Source organism: Sphingomonas sp. ID1715, assembly GCF_013044515.1.
GTDB lineage: Bacteria > Pseudomonadota > Alphaproteobacteria > Sphingomonadales > Sphingomonadaceae > Sphingomonas_B.
On the sequence record NZ_JABEPR010000003.1, the window covers coordinates 459,869 to 481,897 of the forward strand.

The following is a 22,029-nucleotide window of genomic DNA, read 5'->3' on the forward strand; positions in this document are numbered from 1 at the left end:
TACATCCGGATCATGAGCGATGGCCTTTTCATCGGCGCCGGCCCGGGCGGCGCTTCGCCCCAAAACCTCAATCTCAAGCGCGCCAACCGCCACGGCCTGATCGCCGGCGCGACCGGCACCGGCAAGACGGTGACGCTGCAGGGGCTGGTGGAGGGCTTCAGCCGCGCTGGCGTGCCAAGCTTCGTCGCGGACGTGAAGGGCGATCTGGGCGGCCTTGCCATGGCCGGATCGCCGACCGCCAGGACGCACGAGATCTTCGCGGTCCGCGCCGCCGAAATCGGCATGGGCGACTGGGCCTATGGCGACAATCCCGTGCAGCTCTGGGATTTGTTTGGCGAACAGGGCCACCCGATCCGCACCACCGTGTCTGAAATGGGGCCGCTGCTGCTCGCCCGGTTGATGGGCCTGAACGAAGTGCAGGAAGGCGTGCTGACCATCGCCTTCACCGTGGCCGACAAGGATGGCTTGCTGCTGCTGGACCTCGACGACCTGCAGGCCATGCTGTCGCACTGCGCCGAGCGTGCCGATGAACTCACCACCACCTACGGCAATGTCTCCAAGCAGAGCATCGGTGCGATCCAGCGCGCGCTGCTCCAGCTGCGATCCCAGGGCGGCGAGCATTTCTTCGGTGAGCCGGCGCTCGAGATCGCTGACCTGATCATGACGGACGATCAGGGCAGGGGGATCGTCAACATCCTGGCCGCCGACAAATTGATGGCGAGCCCGAAGCTTTATGCCACCTTCCTGCTGTGGCTCCTGTCCGAGCTGTTCGAGCAACTGCCCGAGGTCGGCGATCCGGACAAGCCGAAGCTCGTCTTCTTCTTCGACGAGGCGCATCTCCTGTTCGATGAGGCGCCGGAAGCGCTGCTCGATAAGGTGGAGCAGGTGGTGCGGCTGATCCGCTCCAAGGGCGTCGGCGTCTATTTCATCACCCAGAACCCGGTGGACATCCCGGAGGGCGTGGCCGGCCAGCTCGGCAACCGGGTTCAGCACGCACTGCGCGCCTTCACGCCGAAGGACCAGAAGGGCATCCGCGCGGCGGCCGAGACGTTCCGGGCGAATCTGGGCGTCGATGTTGCAACTGCCATCACCGAGCTGAAGGTGGGCGAGGCGCTCGTCTCGCTGCTGCTGCCGGACGGGTCTCCGAGTCCCGTCGAGCGGACGCTGATCCGGCCGCCTTTCTCCCGGGTGGGCCCCCTCATGCCCGTCGAGCGGGGCGTGCTGCGCGAGACTGATGCGGTCGGCGGCAAATATGACGCGCTCGTCGACCGCGAGTCCGCGGAGGAGATCCTGGCCGCGAAGGCCGGCGAAGCAGCGGCTGCCGCGGCTGCAGCTAAGGCGGCGACGGAAGCGGAAAAGGCGGCGGCGCTTCAGGCCAAGGAAGAGGCACGGCTCGCCAAGGAAGCGGCGCGCGAGGCCGCCAAGCCGACGCTCACCGACAAGATCATCCAGACGGCCGCGCGCACCGCGACCTCGTCCGTGACCCGTCAGGTCGCGAACGAACTCGGTCGCGCCGTGTTCGGCGGATCGAGCCGGCGCGGGCGCAGCAGCAGCGGCGGGGGTCTGGTCGGAGGCTTGCTGCGCGGCGTGCTCGGGAATCTGCTGAAGTGATTTGGCACAACATCAAGACCTGGTTTGGGCTGAGCTTGTCGAAGCCCTCCCTTCTTCTCCTTGCCGAATCCAGAAAAGAAGGGAGGCCTTCGACAAGCTCAGGCCAAACCGTACTCTTTTTTCTCGCGTTCTGTTTCACTCAACCCGCCGCAGCCGCCGTCGCCCCCGGCACCTATGACGGCAGCCAGACCGAGCTCGCCACCCGCCTGGTGCTGCGCGCCGACGGGCGGTTCCAATATGGCCTGAGCTATGGCGCGCTCGACGAGCAGGCGCAGGGGCGGTGGGTCGAGAAGGACGGGCAGGTGCTGCTCACCACCGAACCCGCGCCCAAGCCGCCGCGGTTCGCGGTGGTGAGCGACACGCCCAAGGACGGGGACGGCATCGAAGTGGCGCTCGACGATCCCGAGCTGTTGCAGGGTTCGCCGCTGACGATGGTCGTCACCTTCGCCGGAGTCGCCGAACCCGCCTTCGTCGAGGTTGGGGAGGATGGTCGGCTGCCAGTTCCGCCAGGCAAGACGATCACGGCGCTCGTGCCCGACCTGCCGGTCTTCCCGATTCCGCTTGCGCCCTATGCGGTGAAGCCGGGCGGACGACGGATCGTCTTCAGGTTCGAACCGAACGACATCGGTATCGCTGCCTTCGCCGGCGAGCCGCTGACGATCGAGGGCGGCACGCTCGTCCTGCGCCGCTACGACCGCGAAATCCGCTTCGAGAAAGAGCAGAATTGACCGAAACCCGCGAACTGACCGTCCGCGCCATCCTGCTGGGCGGCGTCATCACCCTGCTGTTCACCGCCGCCAACGTTTATCTTGGGTTGCGCGTCGGGCTGACCTTCGCGACCTCCATCCCGGCCGCCGTGATCTCGATGGCGCTGCTCCGCGCGTTGGCTAACGGCACGATCCTCGAAAATAATATCGTGCAGACGGTCGCCTCCGCGGCGGGCACGCTGGCCGCGATCTGCTTCGTGCTGCCGGGCCTGGTCATGGTCGGAGCGTGGAACGATTTCCCGTTCTGGACGACGGCGCTGATCACCTTCCTCGGCGGCTTTCTGGGCGTGATGTTCTCGATTCCCCTGCGGCGCGCGCTCGTCGTTGACACGGCGCTGCCCTATCCGGAAGGCGTCGCCGCCGCCGAAGTGCTGAAGGTGGGGGAAAGCGGCAATCGTGCTGGCCTGCGCATCATCCTGACCGGATCGATCGCGTCGGCGGGGTTCGCCCTGCTCGCGGCGATGCGGGTCGCCGCAGCCGAGGCCGCGACCTTTTTCCGCGTCGGCAGCAGCGCAACCGGTATCTCGGCCGGCCTCTCCTTCGCGCTGCTCGGCGCCGGCCATCTGGTCGGGATTTCGGTCGGGCTGGCGATCGGCCTCGGCATCCTGATCGCCTGGGCCGGTGCGGTGCCGATCCTGACCAGCGGCGTCCCTGGGCCGGCCGAGGAAGTGGCGCTGCGCGTATGGAGCGAGCAGGTACGTTTTTTCGGCGCGGGCGTGATCGGCGTGGCGTCGATCTGGACCCTGCTCAGCATTCTCGGACCGATCGTCGGCGGCGTCCGTTCGGCGCTGGCAGCCTCGTCGGAGCGGAAGGCCGGCGGCGACACGCTGCCAATCGGGGAGCGCGACCTGCCGATCGGACTCGTCGGGATCGGAGCACTGATCGCGCTCGTCCTCATCGGCGTGCTGCTCGCCGCCAATCTCGGCGACATCGGCAACGAGGTGCTGCTGATCGGCGGCAGCCTCGTCTTCGTAGTGCTGGCCGGTGCGTTCATTGCCGCGGTGTGCGGTTACATGGCAGGCCTGATCGGCGCGTCGAACAGTCCGATCTCTGGCGTCGGTATCCTGTCGATCATCTCGGCGGCCTTGCTGATCGGGGCGGTGGCGGGCGGCGGCAGCGATAGCGGGCCGCTGGTCGTCTATGCGCTGACCGTCACCGCCGTGGTGTTCGGCATCGCCACCATCTCCAACGACAATCTCCAGGATCTGAAGACCGGCCAGCTGGTCGGCGCGACGCCATGGCGTCAGCAGGTGGCGCTGATCTTCGGCGTCTTCTTCGGATCGCTGGTGATCCCGCCCGTGCTGTCGCTGCTGAACCAGGCCTATGGTTTCGCGGGCGCGCCGGGGGCAGGGCCGAACGCCTTGCCCGCCCCGCAGGCTGCGCTGATCTCCGCGCTGGCCAAGGGCGTGCTCGGCGGCACGCTGGACTGGCGGATGATCGGCTATGGCGCGATTGCCGGAGTAGTCATTGTCGGGATCGACCGGCTGCTGCGCAGGGGAGCCGGCAAGGCCTGCCCGCCGCTCGCGGTCGGGCTGGGCATCTATTTGCCGATGCAGACCAGCCTGTTCGTGGTGGTCGGCGCCCTGGCCGGCTGGTTGTTCGATCGCCGTGCGCGCCGCAGCAGCGACCCGGAAGGGCATGAGCGGATGGGCGTGCTGCTCGCCACGGGGCTGATCGTCGGAGAGAGTCTGTTCGGCGTCGCACTGGCCGGGCTGGTGGTCGCCACCGGCAGCGACTCGCCGCTGCGGGTCACGCCGGACAGCTTCGCCTCGACTTCGCTGATCGTCGCGCCCTTGCTGTTCGCCGTCATCGCCGCCTGGCTCTACCGGCGCGCCGCCCGCGCTCAATAATCCTTCGAAACGCGCGCGTTCACGCTCTGCCGGCCGATGGTGGAGATCGTCGACAGCACCGACAGCCAGCGCGTGATCTGGAACTCGACGCGCGTCGCCGAATAGCCCTGGCCATCGGTGATCAGCTCCACGAACGCGCGGCGGGTGATGTATTTGCCGGCGGCGATGGCCGTGCCTTGGCCGATGGTCGGATCGGCGGCGATGATGCGCAGCCGATCGAGACCGACGGCGCGCCGCAGGGCGTTGATCGGGTCGAGATTGCCGCCCGACTGCAGGGCGGCGACCGCAGAAGCGAGCTGCAGTGCTTCGGGCGCCGACAGGTTGCTGATCGAGGTGCCGAACAACAGCCGTGACAGCAGTTCGTCCTCGGGTAGCGCCGGATTGCTCGCAAAGCTCACGTCCGGCTTCAGCCCGGTGCCGGTGACCCGGATGGTCGCCGACAGGCCTTGCAGATTGGCGGCCGCGGCGATGTCGATCACCGGGTCGGGCGGGTTGGCGCCGTTGAAACGGATGGCGCCGCGCTCCAGATCGAAACGACGCCCGGCAAACTCATAGCCGCCGCGCAGCAGCGTGGCGTTGCCGACCAGCACCGGCTCGCTCACGCTGCCGGTGATGGCCAGGATCGCGCGCCATTCGCTGTCGAGGCCCAGGCCGGTCACCATCAGCCGGTTGCGCGCGGTCGCCTTCAGGTCGAGCCTCCAGGGAGCGGGCGGGGCCGCGGGTGCCGAAAAGTCGAGCGGCCGGTTGCGCTCGGTCAGGTTGGCGAGCCGCGCCACCGTGGTCGCCGCGCGCGCGCGGCCGAGCCGGTAGCGGCTGCGGGCGAGCGTCACCTCGCCCGAGATCAGCCCGCCGCGCCCGTCCGACTGGATGCGCAGCGGGCCGGTGACGGTTGCGCCGATATCATCGCGGTCGATCAGCACCGCGTCCTGAGCGGTTACCGCCAGGTCCATGCCGATGCCGCGCGGACTGCCGAAATCGAACACGCCGCTGCCGACGACGGTGCCCTGGCCGGCATTGGCGGTCATCCGGTCGATCGAAAGCCGCGAGCCACCGAAGCGGCCGGTCGCGTCGACATTGGTCAGCACCGTGCCGGAGGTGGCGCTTTCCAGCCGTGCCTTGGTCGCCCGGATGGAGCCGCGGATCGCCGGGTCGGACAGGCGGCCGCCAATGTCCGCGGCGACGGCGATTGGACCGGAGAGATCGAACTGCTGGATGCCGGTCAGCCGCCACAGCGTGTCCGCCGGCCCGGAATAGCGGAGTTGCGCGAAGAGGGGCGCGGATTGCAGCCGATCGGCGAGGCTGCCGGCCGGTGCGAGTGGCCCAAGCCGAGCCTGTGCCCGACCGATGATCTTGCCATCGCTCGCCGCCACCGCGCGCATTGCTGCCTGGCTGCCGCTGAGCACGCCCTTCAGCCCAAGATCGATGGGTCGGGAGGTGAGGAACAGGCTGGAGCGAGTCAGCCGGCGCACGGTCAGGTCGATCGCTCCCGTCGGTGCAGCCCCGATCCGCGAGCGATATTGAATGCGCCCGCTGGCCGTTCCGCCCAGCCCCAGATTGGGGGTGACGATGTCGAATACCGTCATCGGTACGGTGGCCAGCGAGGCATCCACTTCGAGGGCGGTATCGCCGAACAGCCCGGCCAGTGAGAGCCGGCCGCCGCCATAGGCAAGCGCAGTCGGCGCCAGCCGCCAGCCGCCTTGCTCCGCGGTCAGCACGGCGGGGCTCTCGATGCGCACCGGCTTGCGGTCGATCGTCCCGCCGCCGGTGACCACGAGCCGTTGCGGCGCCACTTCGATCGCGGTCTGCAGGTCGAAGGCGCGGCCGCGCGATCCGGCAAAGGCCGCGCGCGCAGTGCCGCGGCCGCCTTTCAGATCGATGCTCGCGGCCAGCTGCGCGAGTGACAGGGCGCCGCCCCGCAATCCGCGGGCGGTGAGCGTTGCCCGCGTCACCAGGCCCGCAGGGTCGAGCAGGACTTCGCCGTCAAGCCCGCCCCGCACGATCGTGATCTCGGGCGAAGTCGCAAGGCGCGCGCCATTGGCATCGAAGCTCATGGCGATGCGCTGAATGTCGCCGGCGCGGTCGAAGCGGAGCAGGCCGCTCAGCCCTGTTCCGGCAACGTTGAGCCGGCCATCGAAGCCGCGCCCCTGCGACATCAGCTCTCCCGAAGCGCGCATGCCGGCGACGTCGAGCGCCGCTACGCCGATCCGCGCCGCGGCGCCCTTGGGCAGCAAAATGGCGCCGTTGCTCGTCCAGCCGCCGAGCGTCGACCCGCCATTGGCGCGATAGGCGAACCCGCTGGCGCTCGGATCGAGCCAGAGCCGCATGTCGCGAATGCCGAGCGCGTCGAGCGGACGCGGAAGGAAGATGGCCAGCTTCGGCCGCTCGATGCGTCCGTCGAGCGTCAGGTGCACCGGACCGTAAACGGCCTGCCGCCCGCCCCCGTCGAAATACATGGTGCCGTCGCGCCGCCGATAGCCGGTGCCGGAGAGCATCAACTTGGGTGCGACGATGCGCAGGTTGGTGAAGCGCACGATCCCGTCCCGCTCGCGCGTGAGGTTGGTCTCCAGATAGGGAAGCCCGCCGGCGAGGCTGGCGAGGAACGCGTTGTCGAAGCGTCGAACCCAGGCCTGGGCGCGTCCGGTCACGCGCGAGCCCAGGCGATTGACGCCGGGCACGACCGACAGCGTGCTCTTCACGTCGACGATGCCGAGGCCGGGTATGTAGTAGCGCGCCAGTTCGCCGGATAGGCGCACGTCATAGTCGCCGTTGCGCAGGTCGACGAACAGCGAGGCTCGGCTGGTCAGCTTATCCGAACGCACGCGCAGGTCGTCGCCGGTGATCGTCCTGGCAGTGACCTTCAGCTGCCCGTCCACGACGAGGTTGGCGAGGATGCCGCCCGCCACATCCCCCACGCCCGTCACCCGCCGCGCGGTGAAGCGCACCGGTACCGTGACGGGAGACCGCGACAGGTGCCCGGCACCGTCGATCTGGACCTGCTCGAAGCCGGTCTTGTCGAAAAAGACGATCGGACTGGCGATGCGATAGCGGAAGCGGGCGCTGGCATAGGGGCCGTCGAGCAGCGCGCGCAGCTGCACGTCGCGCCCGCGCATGTTGCGGAAGAGCAGCGGCGGCTGAAGGAGCGTCGCGCGTAAGACCATGGCGTCATACCGGCCGCGCCTGAGGTCCAGCGCGCCATTCGCCTGCACCGCGAGCGCCGCGGAGCGCAGCTTCAGGCCGGCGGAGAGCAACCCCTGGTCCAGCCGGCCGCGTCCGTCGACGGCGATGCGCCGACCCGCGAGGCGCTGGAGGCGTCCCCTTGTGACGCTTTCGAGCATCAGGCCGCCCAGCAGCCGGTACTCGCCCTCGCGCACGGCAAGCCTCAGGTCGACGGTGCGGATGCCGGCGGCGGCCACTTGCGCGCTGCCGTCCCAGACGGCGTAGTTGCCATTGCCCGCAATGCGCGCGGTGATCGGCTTGGCCGTCCCCATCATGCGCGCGAGCAAGCCGCCGGCCGGTGCCTCGATCTGGCTGCCGAGCGCGAAGCGCTTTCGCTTTGGTTCGGCATCCAGCACCAGGCGGAGCCGGTCGCCCGCGCTAGTTGCGAGCATGGCGCGGACCATGGCGCGACCGCGCCGCACCTCGGCCTGGCCGGCAAGCGTCCCGGCCCGCTCCGGTCCGGCGACCCCTTTTAGGATGCGCAGCCGTTCGATCCGGAGCTGGCCGATGCGAATGTCGAAGCTCGGCAGGGTGAAGGGGCGGCCGGTGGGGCGGAACTGCGGCAGCCTGTGCAGGGTCGCCTGGCGCGCGCTGAGTTCCTCGATATCGAGCCTGTTCACCGTCCAGCGCCACGGCGACCAGCTCAGCCGCGCGTCGGGCACCGACAGGAACACGCCGTTCGGATCATAGAGCCGCACATCCTTCAGCCGCGCGCGGCCGTAAATCGAGCCGTCGATCCGGCCGATGCGGATCTTGAGGCCGGTCCTAATCTGCAGCCGTTCGATGCGGTCGATCAGGAAGCGGTGGCCGGCATCGGTGTCGATGCCCCAGATCGCGGCGAGCAGCGCCAGCACCAGGGCAATCGGGATCAGCGCGGCGTAGCGCCAGCGGCTCCTTCGCCGGACGATCGCTTCCTCGCTCAAAAGGCCTGGCCCAGGGAGACGAACACGGTCACGCGGGAGTCGCCGCGCTGCGGATTGATCGGCGTGCCGACATCGACACGGATCGGCCCGAAATTGCTGTGGTAGCGCACGCCCAGGCCAGCTCCGTAGCGGAGACCGCCGAAGCTCGGCAGCGCGGAGCGGTAGATGTTGCCGCCGTCGAGGAACGGCACGATCCCGAACGCGCCGAAGCGGATTCGCGCCTCGGCGCCGAACTCGGCGAGGCTGCGCCCGCCGGTCGGATTATTGTCCTGGTCACGGGGGCCGATCGCCTGGAAGCCGAAGCCCCGCACCGAGCCACCGCCGCCAGCGAAGAAGCGGCGCGATGGCGCGATGCGGCTCGCGGGGGCGCCAGCGATCGATCCCAATCTGATCCGCCCCGCCAGCACCACCCGGTCGCTGACCGGTTGATAGCCGCTCGCATCGAGCTGCAGGCGCGCATAGCCGAAGGCGCCATTCTGCAGCGACAATTCTGGACTGAGCCGGCCGGAAAGGCGAAAGCCGCGCGTCGGATCGAGCAGATTGTCGGACCCGTCATAGGCAAGCATGCCGGGCAGGGCGCCGATCAGATAGGTGCGGCGCGTGGTGCTGGTGGTCGAGTTGATCGCCCCGCGCTCGTTCGACGCGATCAGGTTTACGGCCGCGCTCCACGTCCATTTCTTCTGGAAGACAATGTTCGTCTGCCGCTCGATGCCGGCGCCGAGCAGGAAGCTGCGCGCTTCGTAACCGGGCTGGTCGAGGTGGCTGAGCGCGATGTCCGCCGTCAGCACATGGTCGCGCTTGCGGAAATTGTTGCGGCGCAGGCTCGCGGCGGCGGTCTGCTCGCGCGTGCCGGCCACGGCGCGCAGCGTCAGCCCGCCCTCGGGCGAGAAGAAATTGCGGTGCTGCCAGCTGACTGCGGCGCGCGCACCTTCGCCTGTGCCATAGCCGAGCTCGCCAGCAATGGTGCGCGGCGGCGCCGGCTCGATGCGCACGGCGACGTCCACCGTGTCGGGTGTCGCTCCAGGCTGGGGCGACACGCTGACGGTGGAGACGAGGCCGGTGGCGATCAGCGCACGGCGCAGGTCTTCTATGTCGCTGGCTTCGAACGGCTGGCCGGGCTTGAAACGCGCGATCTCGCCAATGTGCCGGGCGCTGAACAGCGATCGTTCGGGCACGATGATGCGACCATATTTGCGGGCGCCGCCCGGATCGACGCTGAGCACCAAGGTCGCGGTGCGGCTTTCGCGATCGACGACGACCTGCGGGTCCGGCACCTGAGCGAAGGGGAAACCGCCCTGGCCGATTCGCTGCCTGAGTGCGGTGGTGCCCGCGTTCACTGCGGCGGCATCGACCGGATCGTCCTTGCGGATTCCGAACGCGTCGCGCAGCGCCTGCGCCTGATCGGGAGCGGTTTCGAGGCCGCGCACCTCGACTTCGGTGAAGCGATACTGCTCGCCCGGTTCCGCCGCGAGCGAGACGATCACCCGGCCCGCATCGGTCGCCACCCGCGGCTCGACCTCCGCGTCATAGAAGCCGCGCGCCCGGAGCAGTTCGGCCAGCAGCTCAGCGTCCTCACGCGCCCGCCGATCGATCTGAGCGACATTGGCCGGCGTCTTCTCGGAGGATTTCAGCGTCGAGAGGGCGTTGAACTGGCTCGACACCGCCTCGGTCTGCTCGACGTCAAGGCCCTCCAGCCGGACCTCGTAGCGCAGGGCCGTGCCTGCCTCCGTCGGCGTGCCGGTAACCGGGGCCTCGGCAGGGCCTTCGTCCGCCGGCAACTCCGGCCAGTCCACATCCAAACCGGGAAGCGGGTCGAGCGGCGAGTCTGGGTCGAGCGCCGGCTCAGCCTGCGACGCGGTCTGCGCGAGAGCCGGACAAGACCAGGAAAAGGCCGCAGCAAGATACGCCGCCACGGCCAGCGCCGCGCCGGAGCGCCGCGACGAGCAGCACGTCATGCGCTGTGGTGTATCGTGTCAGGCCGAGCGCCGCCAGAGCGATCAGTGGACGGTGCCGCGCACCTCGCACTCGCTGAGCAGCGCCACCAGCCGCTCGACCTGACGCCAGCGGCAGAAATGCAGGACATTGCCCAAGTCGCGGCTGCGGTCGGCGCGGGCGGCGGCTTCGCAGGCCGCATTGCCCCCGAACCGCGCCATCAAGTCGGTCGCCTCGGCCAGCATGGCCCGGTCGGCTACATAAGGGGATGGGGGGTGGCGCCGGCTCTCCATGGCGCTCCCACTAGCCGCGGAAACTTGCCGGGGCGCGGACGGAGAAGGTCAACGGCTTCTTGACCATGACGGCTGGCGCGGCGGTGCGGCGCATGCCATGCGCGCCACCATGACTGAACCTCGCAATCCGCGCTCGCTGGGCATCCTGTTCGCTATCCTGCCGCTGGCCGGAGCGATCGGCGTCGGGTTGCTTGGTCAGCCCGTGATCGGACTGCTCGGGGGCCTCGCTTTGGCCGCCCTTATCGTCACGGGGTTCTGGTTGATCGATCGCCGCCGCTGACTCAGCGCGCTGGAAGCTTCTGCTCCGCCGCATCGATCGCCAGCAGCAACTCTTCGAAGCAAGGCGTCTCGTCGACCCGAAAGGCACGGCGGAAGCCGCTCCCCAGCAGATCGAGATCCTGTTGCGTCAGCAGGCCGATCGCAATGATCGGCTCCTGGTTCTCGGTTTCGACGGACTTACCCATGATGCTAGTCGGTCTGAACGCATCATGGCGGCAAGCGTGCCCTAGCGATTTCAGAAACCGCGGAATTCTGCCCATTCGGCGAATGGCGCGCGCTCGCTGCGCAGCGCGTTGGCGGGCTCGGTCGTATCTTCATAGCCGATCGCCATGCCGCAAAAGAGCATGCGGTGCGCCGGCGTGCCGAGGAATGCCGTGACGGTTTGCGGGTAGATGGCCCAGCACTCTTGCGGGCAGGAAGCGAGGCCGTGTTCGACCAGCAGCAGCATCAGCGTCTGCAGGTACATGCCGAGGTCGGACCATTGCGGCGGGCCCATGTTGCGGTCGACCGTGCAGAAGAGCGCGACGGGCGCGCCGAAAAAGGCGAAGTTGCGCGCGAACCACATGCGCCGTGCCGCCTTATCCTCGCGCGGTATGCCGATATGACCGTACATCGCCTCGCCGATTGCGAAGCGACGCGCGCGATAGGGATCGTCAAGTTCGAGCGGATAGATGTCGTAGGCGGCTTCTTCCTTGTGGCCGGCCATCAGCTTGGCCGCGACATCGCGCTTGAAGCCTTCGAGAACGTCGCCGCCGACGACATCGATATGCCAAGGTTGGAGATTGCCGCCGGACGGCGCCCGCGCCGCCAATTCGACCAGCTTGCGGATCAGCGCTCCGTCGACCGGCCGATCCAGGAACCCGCGCACCGATCGGCGTGCCGCTACTGCTTCGCTGACCGTCATCTCACCCGCCGTTCACGTAAACGTCAAATCATCCTTGCCGGACCTGCAATGATAGGCAAGAGATGATCGCAACGGTTCCAAGGAGAGGGATGATGGCTGAAGCCTATATTGTTCAGGCGGTGCGCACGGCCGGCGGCAAGCGTGGTGGCAAGCTTGCCGGCTGGCATCCGGCCGACATGGCCGGCGAAGTGCTGAACGCGGTGGTCGACCGCAGCGGCATCGATCCGTCCTCGATCGAGGATGTGATCATGGGCTGCGTGAGCCAAGGCGGCGAGCAGAGCTTCCAGGTCGGCCGCAACGCAGTGCTCGCCTCGCGCCTGCCGGAGAGCGTGCCGGCGGTGACGATCGACCGCCAATGCGGGTCGTCGCAGCAGGCGATCCAGTTCGCGGCACAGGCGGTGCTGTCCGGCACCCAGGACGTGGTAATCGCGGCCGGCGTCGAATCGATGACGCGCGTGCCGATGGGATCGACGAGTGCGCTGTTCGCCCAGGCTGGGCTCGGCAAGGCAAAGAGCCCGCGTCAGGAGGCCCGCTATCCGGGCATCCAGTTCAGCCAATTCATGGGCGCCGAGATGATCGCGAAGAAGCATGGCTTTTCGAAAGAAGAGCTCGACCGCTATTCGCTGGAAAGCCATCGCCGCGCGGCTGCCGCCACCCAAGCGGGCGCCTTCGACGACGAGATCGTGCCGCTGGAGGTTGAGACGCCGGACGGAACCGAGCTTCACGGCACCGACGAAGGCATTCGGCACGATGCCACGCTGGAAGGCATCGCCTCGGTCAAGCTGCTGACGGAAGGCGGCGTCATCACGGCGGCGAATGCATCCCAGATCTGCGACGGCGCGTCGGCGGTGATGGTCGTGTCGGACCGTGCGCTGAAGGAACATGGCCTGACGCCGCTCGCCCGCATCCACAATGTGACGGTCACCGGCGGCGATCCGGTGATCATGCTCGAGGAGCCGCTGTTCGCGACGGATAAGGCGCTGAAGCGGGCCGGCATGTCGATCGACGAAATCGACCTGTATGAAGTCAACGAAGCCTTCGCGCCGGTGCCGCTCGCCTGGCTGAAGCATGTCGGCGCCGACCCGGCGAAGCTGAACGTGCATGGCGGCGCGATCGCACTCGGGCATCCGCTCGGCGCGTCGGGCACGAAGCTGATGGCGACGCTCGTTCACGCGCTGCGCCGTCATGGCAAGCGTTATGGCTTGCAGACCATGTGCGAAGGCGGCGGCATCGCCAATGTGACGATCGTCGAGCGGCTGTAATCTAACGGGAGGGTGGACTTTGAAGCTGGGTAACAATGTAGCAGCCGTCGTGACTGGTGGCGCATCGGGGCTTGGCGCCGCCACGGCGCGGGCGCTGGCGGCCAAGGGCGTGAAGGTCGCGATCTTCGACCTGCAGGCCGGCAAGGGTGAGGAAGTCGCTGCCGAGATCGGCGGCGTGTTCTGTGAAGTGAACGTCACGTCGGACGAGAGCGTGGATGCGGGTTTCGCCAAGGCGCGCGCGGCGCATGGTCAGGAGCGGATCCTGGTCAACTGCGCGGGCATCGGCAACGCGATCAAGACCGCCAGCCGCTCGAAGGAAGACGGCTCGATCAAGCATTTTCCGCTCGACGCGTTCAACTTCGTCATCCAGATCAACCTGGTCGGCACGTTCCGCTGCATTGCCAAGTCGGCGGCCGGCATGCTGACGCTGGACCCGCTGGAAGACGGCGAGCGCGGCGCGATCGTCAACACCGCGTCCGTGGCCGGTGAGGACGGACAGATCGGCCAGGCGGCCTATTCGGCGTCGAAAGGCGGCGTCATCGGCATGACTCTGCCGATCGCGCGCGACCTGATGAACGAGGGCATTCGAGTCAACACCATCCTGCCTGGCATCTTCAACACGCCGCTGATGAACGCCGCCCCGCAGCAGGTGAAGGACGCGCTGGCCGCCTCGGTGCCGTTCCCCAAGCGGCTCGGGAACCCGGAGGAATATGCCATGCTCGCCATGACGATGATCGAGTGCGGCTATTTCAACGGCGAGGATGTGCGACTGGACGGCGCGATCCGGATGGCGCCGCGCTGAAGTCAGCTTTCCGCTCGTCCTGAGCGGAGCGCACAGCGCGAAGTCGAAGGGCGCAGGCTCCGAGCTACCGCCCTTCGACTATGGCCTTCGGCCTCCGCTCAGGACGAGCGATCAGGGCTACGCCGCCTTCGCTTCCTTCGCCCGTTCGATCGCCTCGAGCACGATGCGGCGGGCATAGTCGGCACCTTCCCAATGGCCGACGCGCACCCACTTCTTGGCCTCCAGGTCCTTATAGTGGGTGAAGAAATGCTCGATCTGCTGCATCACGATCTCCGGCAGATCGGTGCGCTCCTCGACCGCCGTATAGTAGGGGAAAGTCTCGTCGACCGGGACGGTCAGCAATTTCTCGTCGCCGCCGGCTTCGTCCTCCAGCATCAGCACCGCGATCGGGCGCACGCGCACCACGCAGCCGGGAATGAACGGCGAGCGCGCCACGACGAGCGCGTCGAGCGGGTCGCCGTCGGGTGAGAGCGTGTGGGGAACGAAGCCGTAATTGGCCGGATAGCGCATCGGCGTGTGCAGGATTCGGTCGACGAACAGGGCGCCCGACTTCTTGTCGAACTCATATTTCACCGGTTCGCCGCCCACCGGCACTTCGATGATGACGTTCAGGTTGTGCGGCGGCTCCTCGCCGCACGGAATCAGGTCGATGTTCACTGAAAAACTCCATCGTCATCCCCGCGAAGGCGGGGACCCAGACGGCCTCCTGCCTGCACGGAGAAGAAAAAGCTGGGTTCCCGCTTTCGCGGGAATGACGAAATCAGAGACTCACCGGGCGGCGAGCAGCCTGTCGAGTGCACCCTCTCCGGTGCCGATCTTTTCGAGGCGCGGGTAGCGCAGTCCACCGCGATAGTCGATGCCGACCTCGCGAAAGCGGTCGTCGCCTTTCACGGTCAGGCGAATGGGTGCGCCGCGTTTGGCATCCGTGATCGCTCGGCCCAGCGCCTCGGCGTCGTAGGCTTGGCCGTTGACCGAGACGATCGCCTCGGTCGGCCGCAATCCGGCCTGGAAGGCGGGACCGTTCCAGACCACGTCCTTCACCTCACCCTGTTTCGACAGAGCGAGGCCGATCGAATAGGTGAAATCGTCGGTCTTCTGCTTGGCCAGCAGCCGCCGCTGCGATTCGGTCGGCTTTTCGCCCCAAGCGAGGCGATAGCCGGCCGCTTCGACCGTCCTCAGATTCATCGAGGGGTCGGTGCCGTCGAGGCGGGTGCGGAGAAAGCCTGCCCAGTCATAAGGCGCGACCCGGTTCAGCGCCGCGACCACATCTTCGAAGCGATAGGTGACCTCGTGATCCCAGGCGCCGGGCTCCACGCCGAAGAAGAGCCGCGCGAAATCGTCCATGCTCCTCTTGCCGCCGGTCAGCCGGCGGATGGTGGCGTCGGCCTCTACCCAGAACAGCTCGGAGTTGCGGTAATAGTCGGCGCCACGGAACCAGCTCGGCCAAGCGCCGCCGGGGCCGTGGCCGGTGACGATCGGCTGATTGGTCGTGTCCTGCACGCTGCGCCACCCAACGCCGGCATAGCCTTCAGCATAGCGCGCGACGACGATGGCCAGGAAATCGAGATAGGCCTGCTTCGACCAGAGGCCGGAGCGTGCCGCGAGCACGTCGCCCCAGAATTGCGTCTGGCCCTCATAGACCCAGAGCCGGCTGTTCTGCATCGGCTGGCGATAGTCCGGCGTCCACAGGTCGGCCGGGCGTCGGAACTTGCCGTTCCAGCTGTGCACATATTCGTGCGCGACGACATAGCGGTCGTAGAGATTGGCGTCCCAATCGGTCAGCAGATCGGCGTCGAGCGTATTCTCGGAGCTGCGATGATGCTCGAGACCATCGCCCGACTGATAGTCGGACAGGGCGACCAGGAAGTCGTAATGGTCGAAATGACGCGTGCCGAACAGCTTGTCGGCCTGCTCGATCAGCTTGCGGTGCGCGGCCTCCTGTGCCGGCGTGATCGCAAGCTGCCACGGCGCGTCGGCGACCAGGTTGAAGCTGACCTGCGGGTCCAGACGGACCTGCTTCACATGCGCGCCGGCATAGACGGGCGAATCGACGAGGATGTCGTAAGGCACCTGATCATAGGTGACGGTGCTGCCCTGTGCCTGCCCGCGCAGCGCCGTCCAGCCGGTCCAGCCCGCCGGATAGATCGCCGTCGCCCGGACGGGGATGTTGTGGACGTTATAGCCGGCCGGATAGAGCGACAGCGATTCCCATTGCAGGTTCGCCATGGTGGGGCCGAAGACGCGGCGATCCGATCCCTCCTTCTGCGGCGACAGATATTGGAACTCGGCGTCCACGGCCGTGACGCCGGCCGGGACATCGACATGAAAGGCGAACATGTTTACCGGGTCGCGGCGCCAGGCGAGCGGTCGGCCGCCCGCGCTGAGCTTCAGTCCCGCCAGATTCTCGATCTGCCCCGACGGCGCGTGATTGCCGGGCTTCCATTCGGGATAGAGCAGCACCAGCGGCCCGGGACCGGCCACCGGAATGGTCTGGCGCACTTGGAAAATGCCTTGGGTGACGCGGGCGAGATCGACTGTCAGCGTCATCGCGCCGGCAAAGGGTACGTCCCGGGCTGCGGGGATGGACTGGGCGAAACCGGGGGCGACGACGAGAAAGGCGAGCGGGAACAGCAGCTTCATGGCTCGCCCGCTAACCGCAATTCCTCGCACGCGCTAGGACCCCGAACCGAGCACATTGATGGTGAAGGCCAGCACGCCGATGTTGAACGCGAAGGCGGCGAGGCAATGGAGCGTCACCACTCGCCGCACCGCCCGGCTGGTGATTTCCGTGTCCGATGTCTGGAAGGTCATGCCGAGTGTGAAGGCGAAATAGACGAAGTCCGAATAGTCCGGATCGCTCCGGCCGGGAAAGGATATGCCCGCCCGGTCGCGATTGCCCGCGCCTTCGGGCAGGTAATAGATGTGCGCATAGTGGAGCGCGTAGACGGTGTTGGCGAACAGCCAGGCCAGCGCCAGTGTGCCGATCACCAGGATTTTGACCGGAGTCTCCATCCGGCCTCGCGCGGTTACCTCCGCCGTCACCGCGACGAGGATGGCGATCATCACCGCGCTCGACACGATCAGCAGCAACAGCCGGTTGGCGTCGTTCCGGCAGGCGAGGTTCCGCATCTCTGCCGCGTCATGCCGCCGCATCAGGGTGGAAACCGAGAGCAGGAAGACCAAGGCGGCAACGTCGAAGCCGATCATCGCCGCGCGGCTGAGGGGGAAGCGGTTGGCGGCGAGCCAGGTGGCCACGCCCAGGGTCACGAGGAAAGCCAGGAAGCGTTCTGGCGCGAGATAGGTGCCGACCGGCCGCATGCCGCGCCTTGCTAGCCGAGGAGCGGGTGCGCAGCCAGCCTCGGCGTGGCCGCTCGACTCGACGCACCTGACCACCAGTCGAACCTGCCGAGCTGCGGAGTTCATTTCGCGTTCACCCGCAGAACGGCCCTTTGCGCCTGGGGCGAGTGCCACCGCTCGGGGCGGGGAAAGATAAAGGAAGTCGTTATGAAGATTGCCATTCTGGCCGCGGCGGCGCTGTCGCTGTCGGCTGCTGCTCAGGCCCAGACCACAACGCCGCCGGTCGACCCGACCGCCGCGCCGACGCCCAGCGCGACACCGACACCGAGCGAAACGCCGGGCGCCACCGTGACCCGCGACACCACGACCACCGGTTCAGGCGAAACGACGACGACTCAGACCGTCGAAACGCCGAGCGACAACAGCACCACCGTCACCAAGACCGATGACGGTACGCAGGTGACGCACACCAAGAAGACCAAGAAGCGCAACAAGCCTGAATAAGCCGGGCTTCGGGAGGGCGCGCGATCCGGTGCGCCCTCCTTCCAACTTTCGCGCGACTTCTCTAGAAGCGCGCGCTTCATGGCAAAGATCGAAACTCCCCGGCCGATCCGCGGCACGCAGGACATGCTTGGCGAACAGGCGTTGCGCTTTCAGCACGTCGTCGACACGTTCGATCGGGTCCGCAAGCTCTACGCCTTTCAGCGCGTCGAAGTGCCGGTGTTCGAGGCGACCGCCGTGTTCGCCCGCTCGCTTGGCGAAACGACCGACGTGGTCTCGAAGGAGATGTACAGTTTCGAGGATCGCGGCGGGGATTCGCTGACGCTCCGGCCCGAATTCACTGCCGGCATCGCCCGTGCCTATCTCACCGAAGGTTGGCAGCAATATGCGCCGCTGAAGGTCGCGACCCACGGGCCGCTGTTCCGTTATGAGCGTCCGCAAAAGGGTCGCTTCCGCCAATTCCACCAGCTCGACGCCGAAGTGATCGGCGCCGCCGAGCCCGCCGCAGATGTCGAATTGCTGGTCATGGCCGACCAGCTGCTGCGCGAGCTGGGGGTGAGCGACGGTGTAACGCTGCAGCTCAACACGCTGGGCGACGCCGAGACGCGGCAGGCGTGGCGCGACGCCCTGGTCCGCCATTTCGAAGCGCATCGTGGCGAGCTGTCGGAAGAGAGCCTCGAGCGCCTGCAGCGCAACCCGATGCGCATCCTCGACAGCAAGGACCCGCGCGACCGCCCGATCGCCGACGCAGCGCCCTCGATCGACGACTATCTGACGAGCGAGGCCGGCGTGTTCTTCGAAGCCGTGACGAAGGGCCTCGAAGCCGCCGGCGTCGCCTGGACCCGCAACGCCCGCTTGGTCCGCGGCCTCGACTATTACCGCCACACCGCCTTTGAGTTCGTCACCGACCGCCTCGGCGCGCAAGGAACGGTGTTGGGCGGCGGGAGATATGACGGGCTGATCGAAACGCTCGGCGGCCCGTCGACGCCGGCCGTTGGATGGGCTGCGGGGATCGAGCGGCTGGCGATGTTGACTGAGCAGACAGAGTCACTGGCGCCGGAGATCGCGGTGATCCCGGATCAGCCCCAGAACGAGGTCGATGCAATCATTGCAGCAAAAATGCTTCGAGCGGCCGGTATCAGAGTCTACTTTCCCTATCGTGGCGCTGCGAAAAAGCGGGCGGAGCAGGCCAAGAAGGCAAATGCGCAAGGACTACTCTTCGTTCGGGATAAGGGGCATCCGCTGGGAAGACTCCATCTTTCCTTCTATGCGAGCGGCATCGACAATGCTGCGCAAAGCAACTGGGAGTCCCGCGTGACTTCTGCGCTTTCTGATTACTTCGGCGGGAAAATGTCGGGCGCCGGCTGGAACCATCCGTGACCACCATCTCCGCGGAACGGATCGCGCAGATCGAGGCGCGGCGGGATGAGTTGCAGGCGTTGATGGCGTCGGGCGAACTCGCCGCCGATCGCTTCGTGCAGGTGTCCAAGGAATATGCCGAGTTGGAGCCGGTCGCGGCAGCGGCGGGGGAGGTTCGGCGGCTGCGCGCGGAACTGAACGTGCTTGCCGACCTTGCCGAGAGGGAACCGGATGCGGAAATGCGCGCCATGGCCGCCGAAGAGGCGGACGCGGTGCGCGCGCAACTTCCGGGCGCGGAGCGCGAGCTTGCCGTTAAATTGCTCCCCCGCGATGCGGCCGACGAGCGCCCGGCGATGCTCGAAATCCGCGCCGGCACCGGCGGCGACGAGGCGGCGCTGTTCGCCGGCGACCTGTTCCGCATGTACCAGCGCTATGCCGAGGGACGCGGCTGGCGGGTCGAGCCGATCTCGGCCAGCGCGGCGGAGCTGGGCGGCTATAAGGAAGTGGTGGCGAGCGTCACCGGCCAAGGGGTGTTCGCGCGGCTGAAGTTCGAGAGCGGCGTGCACCGCGTGCAGCGCGTGCCCGCGACCGAGAGCGGCGGGCGCATCCACACCTCCGCGGCGACCGTTGCGGTGCTGCCCGAGGCTGAGGATGTCGATGTGCAAATCGACGAAGCCAAGGACCTGCGAATCGACGTCTATCGCTCGTCCGGGCCCGGCGGCCAGTCGGTCAACACCACCGACAGCGCCGTCCGGATCACTCACTTGCCCTCCGGCCTCGTCGTCATCCAGCAGGACGAGAAGTCGCAGCACAAGAACAAGGCCAAGGCGCTGAAGGTATTGCGCACGCGCCTCTACGAGCTGGAGCGCGAGCGCCTCGCCAGCGAACGCGCCGGCGCGCGCAAGTCGATGGTCGGTTCGGGCGACCGCTCCGAACGCATCCGCACCTATAACTTCCCGCAAGGCCGGGTGACCGATCACCGTATCAACCTCACCCTGCACCGCCTGCCCGAAATCCTCGAAGGCAATATGGACGAGCTGATCGACGCGCTCATCGCCGAGGACCAGGCGGAGAAGCTGGCGAACCTTAATGGCTAGGCCGTCGAAGGTCCGTTGTTTTCGAGCGCAGTCGAGAAACGGCTGATCGGTGCATCAAGGCTTCTCGACTTCGCTCGAAGCGAACGGAGTTCTTGGGGCGCTGACATCAGCAACCCGCCTTCTCGCTCCAATCTCCCCCACTCCCCGTCTCGACGCCGAGCTCCTCCTCGCTCACGCACTCGGTATCTCGCGAGAGGCGCTGCTGCTCGATCCAGCGCGCGCGGTGCCGCCCGCCTTCGAGACCCTGATCGCCCGCCGGCTCGCGCATGAACCGGTCGCGTATATCACCGGCACCAAGGCGTTCTGGACGCTGGACCTGCACGTCACGCCCGATGTGCTGATCCCCCGCCCGGATAGTGAGACGCTGATCGAGGCGGCGATCGCGCATTTTAGTGCATCCGCGCCCGCCAAAGTCCTTGATCTCGGCACTGGTTCGGGCGCACTGCTGCTAGCAAGTCTCGATCACTGGCCCGGCGCCTGGGGACTGGGTGTGGACCGCTCGGCGGCCGGACTGGCCGTGGCGCGCGGCAATGCGCAAAGGCTCCGTTTTGCCGAGCGCGCGTGCTTCGTGCAGGGCGATTGGGGGGCAGCCCTCGACGGCCGCTTCGACCTGATCCTCTGCAACCCGCCTTACGTGGAATGCGGCGCCTGGCTCCCTCGCGACGTGGCGGACCATGAACCGGCGGCCGCCCTGTTCGCGGGTCCGGAAGGTCTCGACGACTATCGGAAATTGGCGCCCCAGCTTGCCCGTCTGCTCTCGCCGGGTGGCCTTGCGGTGGTCGAGATCGGCGCCGACCAGCGCGAAAGCGTCACGTCCCTGATGCAGGTTGAAGACCTGGCCGTGCAGTGCCGCCAGGATCTGGCCGGACGCGACCGTTGCCTCGAACTGCGGCGGCACTGACACGGAAGCGCAAGATATCGGCGCTAATTTGCACTTGGATTTTGAGAAGTGACCCACTAGATAAGACATCAGAGGGGCAGGCAGTTTCCGCGACGGCAGCCGAACAGGCGCTACGAAGAACGCCTTGCCCATCCCGACAGCTAAGACGCGGTGAGACCCGGCCGCGCTGGCGATTGATGAGAGCGCGTGCACCCGCTGCTCTCTTCTTGGCCGCGCATGAAGCCAGCGGAGCCACGGGAACAGATTTTGGGTGAAGTAGAGGACATCCTTTGATCAACAATCGTCAGAACGGCCGCCGTCGCGGTCGTGGAGGCCAGCGGCCGCAGGGCAATCCGGGGCAGCCTGGCGGCGGCAGCCGCATCGACAATCGCGCCCGCGGCAACGCCCAGCAGCTGCACGAGAAATACAAGAACCTCGCCCGCGACGCGCAGATGGCGGGTGATCGCGTCACCACCGAATATTATCTCCAGTTCGCCGACCATTATTTCCGCGTGCTGAGCGAAAGCCGCGCCCGCTTCGAGGATCAGCGTCCGCAGAACCAGAATGCGGACGAGGACTATGACGGCGAGGACGGCGGCGACGAGTTCGACGTGCGCGACCAGAATCGTGGCCAGCGCAGTGATCGCGGCGAACGGTTCGAGCGCGGCGAACGCAATGATCGCGGCGACCGCGGCGACCGTGGCGATCGCAACGGCTTCCGTCGCGACGAGCCGCGCCGCGAACGCCAGCCCGAGCCGGTCGAAGCGTCGGAGCAGGAAGAGCGCCAGGCTGAAGCGCCGCAGCCGGACAATGGCGAACGCCGCGTCCGCCGCCCGCGTCGGGCGCGCGAAGAAAGTGCGCCGCAGGTCGAAGGCTTCGACGCCGATCGCCTGCCGCCGGCAATTGCCGTGGCGAGCGATGCCGCCGAGGAAGCCGCGCCGCCGCGCCGTCGTGGCCGCCGCCCGCGCGCCGAAGTCGCCAACGACACGGTCGAGGTTCCGCCCGCCGCCTGATCGGCCTGCTCCGGCGACGGAGCGGCTGTCCATGGCGAAGGCC

19 protein-coding genes are annotated in these 22,029 nt (G+C 67.4%); 11 read left to right on the forward strand and 8 right to left on the reverse strand.

All coding sequences use genetic code 11. From position 1 onward, the window contains the following. Positions 1 to 12: 12 nt before the first annotated feature. The 3 genes from HJG53_RS11430 (at position 13) to HJG53_RS11440 (ending at position 4,228) form a co-directional block, all read left to right on the forward strand. A complete protein-coding gene (locus HJG53_RS11430; protein ID WP_171130606.1) occupies positions 13 to 1,611 on the forward strand; it encodes a helicase HerA-like domain-containing protein in 1,599 nt (532 codons plus the stop codon). A gap of 209 nt (positions 1,612 to 1,820) precedes the next feature. Further along, positions 1,821 to 2,339, forward strand: a complete 519-nt coding sequence (locus tag HJG53_RS11435) for a hypothetical protein (protein WP_217352764.1) — start codon at positions 1,821 to 1,823, stop codon at positions 2,337 to 2,339. Then, positions 2,336 to 4,228, forward strand: coding sequence for an OPT family oligopeptide transporter (locus HJG53_RS11440; RefSeq protein WP_254447687.1), 1,893 nt, complete (start codon positions 2,336 to 2,338; stop codon positions 4,226 to 4,228). Before HJG53_RS11435 ends, HJG53_RS11440 begins: the two co-directional genes overlap by 4 nt. Here HJG53_RS11440 and HJG53_RS11445 read toward each other — a convergent pair. The 3 genes from HJG53_RS11445 to HJG53_RS11455 are packed head-to-tail and all read right to left on the reverse strand — an operon-like array spanning position 4,222 to position 10,592. Beyond that, complete coding sequence (locus tag HJG53_RS11445) at positions 4,222 to 8,367, reverse strand: translocation/assembly module TamB (protein ID WP_171130611.1); 4,146 nt, start codon at positions 8,365 to 8,367, stop codon at positions 4,222 to 4,224. The genes HJG53_RS11440 and HJG53_RS11445 overlap by 7 nt on opposite strands. After that, on the reverse strand, positions 8,364 to 10,322 hold the full coding sequence (locus HJG53_RS11450; protein WP_171130612.1) for an autotransporter assembly complex family protein: 1,959 nt from the start codon (positions 10,320 to 10,322) through the stop codon (positions 8,364 to 8,366). Before HJG53_RS11450 ends, HJG53_RS11445 begins: the two co-directional genes overlap by 4 nt. Before the next feature lie 42 nt (positions 10,323 to 10,364). Beyond that, positions 10,365 to 10,592: a hypothetical protein gene (locus HJG53_RS11455; RefSeq protein WP_171130614.1), complete on the reverse strand. Its 228-nt coding sequence runs from the start codon at positions 10,590 to 10,592 to the stop codon at positions 10,365 to 10,367. 97 nt (positions 10,593 to 10,689) lie between these two features. On the opposite strand from HJG53_RS11455, the gene HJG53_RS11460 reads away from it, so the two are divergent. Then, a complete protein-coding gene (locus tag HJG53_RS11460; RefSeq protein WP_171129745.1) occupies positions 10,690 to 10,872 on the forward strand; it encodes a hypothetical protein in 183 nt (60 codons plus the stop codon). Position 10,873: 1 nt separating this feature from the next. On the opposite strand, the gene HJG53_RS11465 is transcribed toward HJG53_RS11460, so the two are convergent. Together HJG53_RS11465 and HJG53_RS11470 are read right to left on the reverse strand one after the other, a co-directional pair. After that, positions 10,874 to 11,056, reverse strand: coding sequence for a hypothetical protein (locus tag HJG53_RS11465; RefSeq protein ID WP_171129747.1), 183 nt, complete (start codon positions 11,054 to 11,056; stop codon positions 10,874 to 10,876). 50 nt (positions 11,057 to 11,106) lie between these two features. Continuing rightward, positions 11,107 to 11,775 (reverse strand): nitroreductase family protein, encoded by a 669-nt coding sequence (locus HJG53_RS11470; RefSeq protein WP_171130616.1) that lies wholly within the window; start codon positions 11,773 to 11,775, stop codon positions 11,107 to 11,109. A gap of 92 nt (positions 11,776 to 11,867) precedes the next feature. On the opposite strand from HJG53_RS11470, the gene HJG53_RS11475 reads away from it, so the two are divergent. Together HJG53_RS11475 and HJG53_RS11480 are read left to right on the forward strand one after the other, a co-directional pair. After that, positions 11,868 to 13,037, forward strand: a complete 1,170-nt coding sequence (locus tag HJG53_RS11475) for an acetyl-CoA C-acetyltransferase (RefSeq protein ID WP_171130618.1) — start codon at positions 11,868 to 11,870, stop codon at positions 13,035 to 13,037. Between the two features lie 19 nt (positions 13,038 to 13,056). Next, positions 13,057 to 13,839 carry an SDR family NAD(P)-dependent oxidoreductase gene (locus HJG53_RS11480; protein WP_171130619.1) on the forward strand — a complete coding sequence of 261 codons (783 nt, stop codon included), beginning with the start codon at positions 13,057 to 13,059 and terminating at the stop codon, positions 13,837 to 13,839. Positions 13,840 to 13,956: 117 nt separating this feature from the next. Here HJG53_RS11480 and ppa read toward each other — a convergent pair whose 3' ends face one another. From ppa to HJG53_RS11495, 3 genes are all read right to left on the reverse strand, one after another. Beyond that, positions 13,957 to 14,496 carry an inorganic diphosphatase gene (gene ppa, locus HJG53_RS11485; protein WP_171130621.1) on the reverse strand — a complete coding sequence of 180 codons (540 nt, stop codon included), beginning with the start codon at positions 14,494 to 14,496 and terminating at the stop codon, positions 13,957 to 13,959. 111 nt (positions 14,497 to 14,607) lie between these two features. Further along, on the reverse strand, positions 14,608 to 16,479 hold the full coding sequence (locus HJG53_RS11490) for a M61 family metallopeptidase (RefSeq protein WP_171130623.1): 1,872 nt from the start codon (positions 16,477 to 16,479) through the stop codon (positions 14,608 to 14,610). A gap of 33 nt (positions 16,480 to 16,512) precedes the next feature. Beyond that, positions 16,513 to 17,157, reverse strand: a complete 645-nt coding sequence (locus tag HJG53_RS11495) for a DUF1345 domain-containing protein (RefSeq protein ID WP_171130625.1) — start codon at positions 17,155 to 17,157, stop codon at positions 16,513 to 16,515. Positions 17,158 to 17,343: 186 nt separating this feature from the next. On the opposite strand from HJG53_RS11495, the gene HJG53_RS11500 reads away from it, so the two are divergent. From HJG53_RS11500 to HJG53_RS11520, 5 genes are all read left to right on the forward strand, one after another. Next, a complete protein-coding gene (locus HJG53_RS11500; RefSeq protein WP_171130627.1) occupies positions 17,344 to 17,640 on the forward strand; it encodes a hypothetical protein in 297 nt (98 codons plus the stop codon). A 78-nt stretch (positions 17,641 to 17,718) separates the two neighbouring features. Further along, positions 17,719 to 19,017, forward strand: coding sequence for a histidine--tRNA ligase (hisS, locus tag HJG53_RS11505; protein ID WP_171130629.1), 1,299 nt, complete (start codon positions 17,719 to 17,721; stop codon positions 19,015 to 19,017). Then, complete coding sequence (prfA, locus tag HJG53_RS11510) at positions 19,014 to 20,093, forward strand: peptide chain release factor 1 (RefSeq protein WP_171130631.1); 1,080 nt, start codon at positions 19,014 to 19,016, stop codon at positions 20,091 to 20,093. Before hisS ends, prfA begins: the two co-directional genes overlap by 4 nt. Before the next feature lie 100 nt (positions 20,094 to 20,193). Further along, positions 20,194 to 20,994, forward strand: a complete 801-nt coding sequence (gene prmC, locus HJG53_RS11515; protein ID WP_217352806.1) for a peptide chain release factor N(5)-glutamine methyltransferase — start codon at positions 20,194 to 20,196, stop codon at positions 20,992 to 20,994. 269 nt (positions 20,995 to 21,263) lie between these two features. Beyond that, positions 21,264 to 21,986, forward strand: coding sequence for a DUF4167 domain-containing protein (locus HJG53_RS11520; RefSeq protein ID WP_171130635.1), 723 nt, complete (start codon positions 21,264 to 21,266; stop codon positions 21,984 to 21,986). The last annotated feature ends 43 nt before the right edge of the window (positions 21,987 to 22,029 follow it).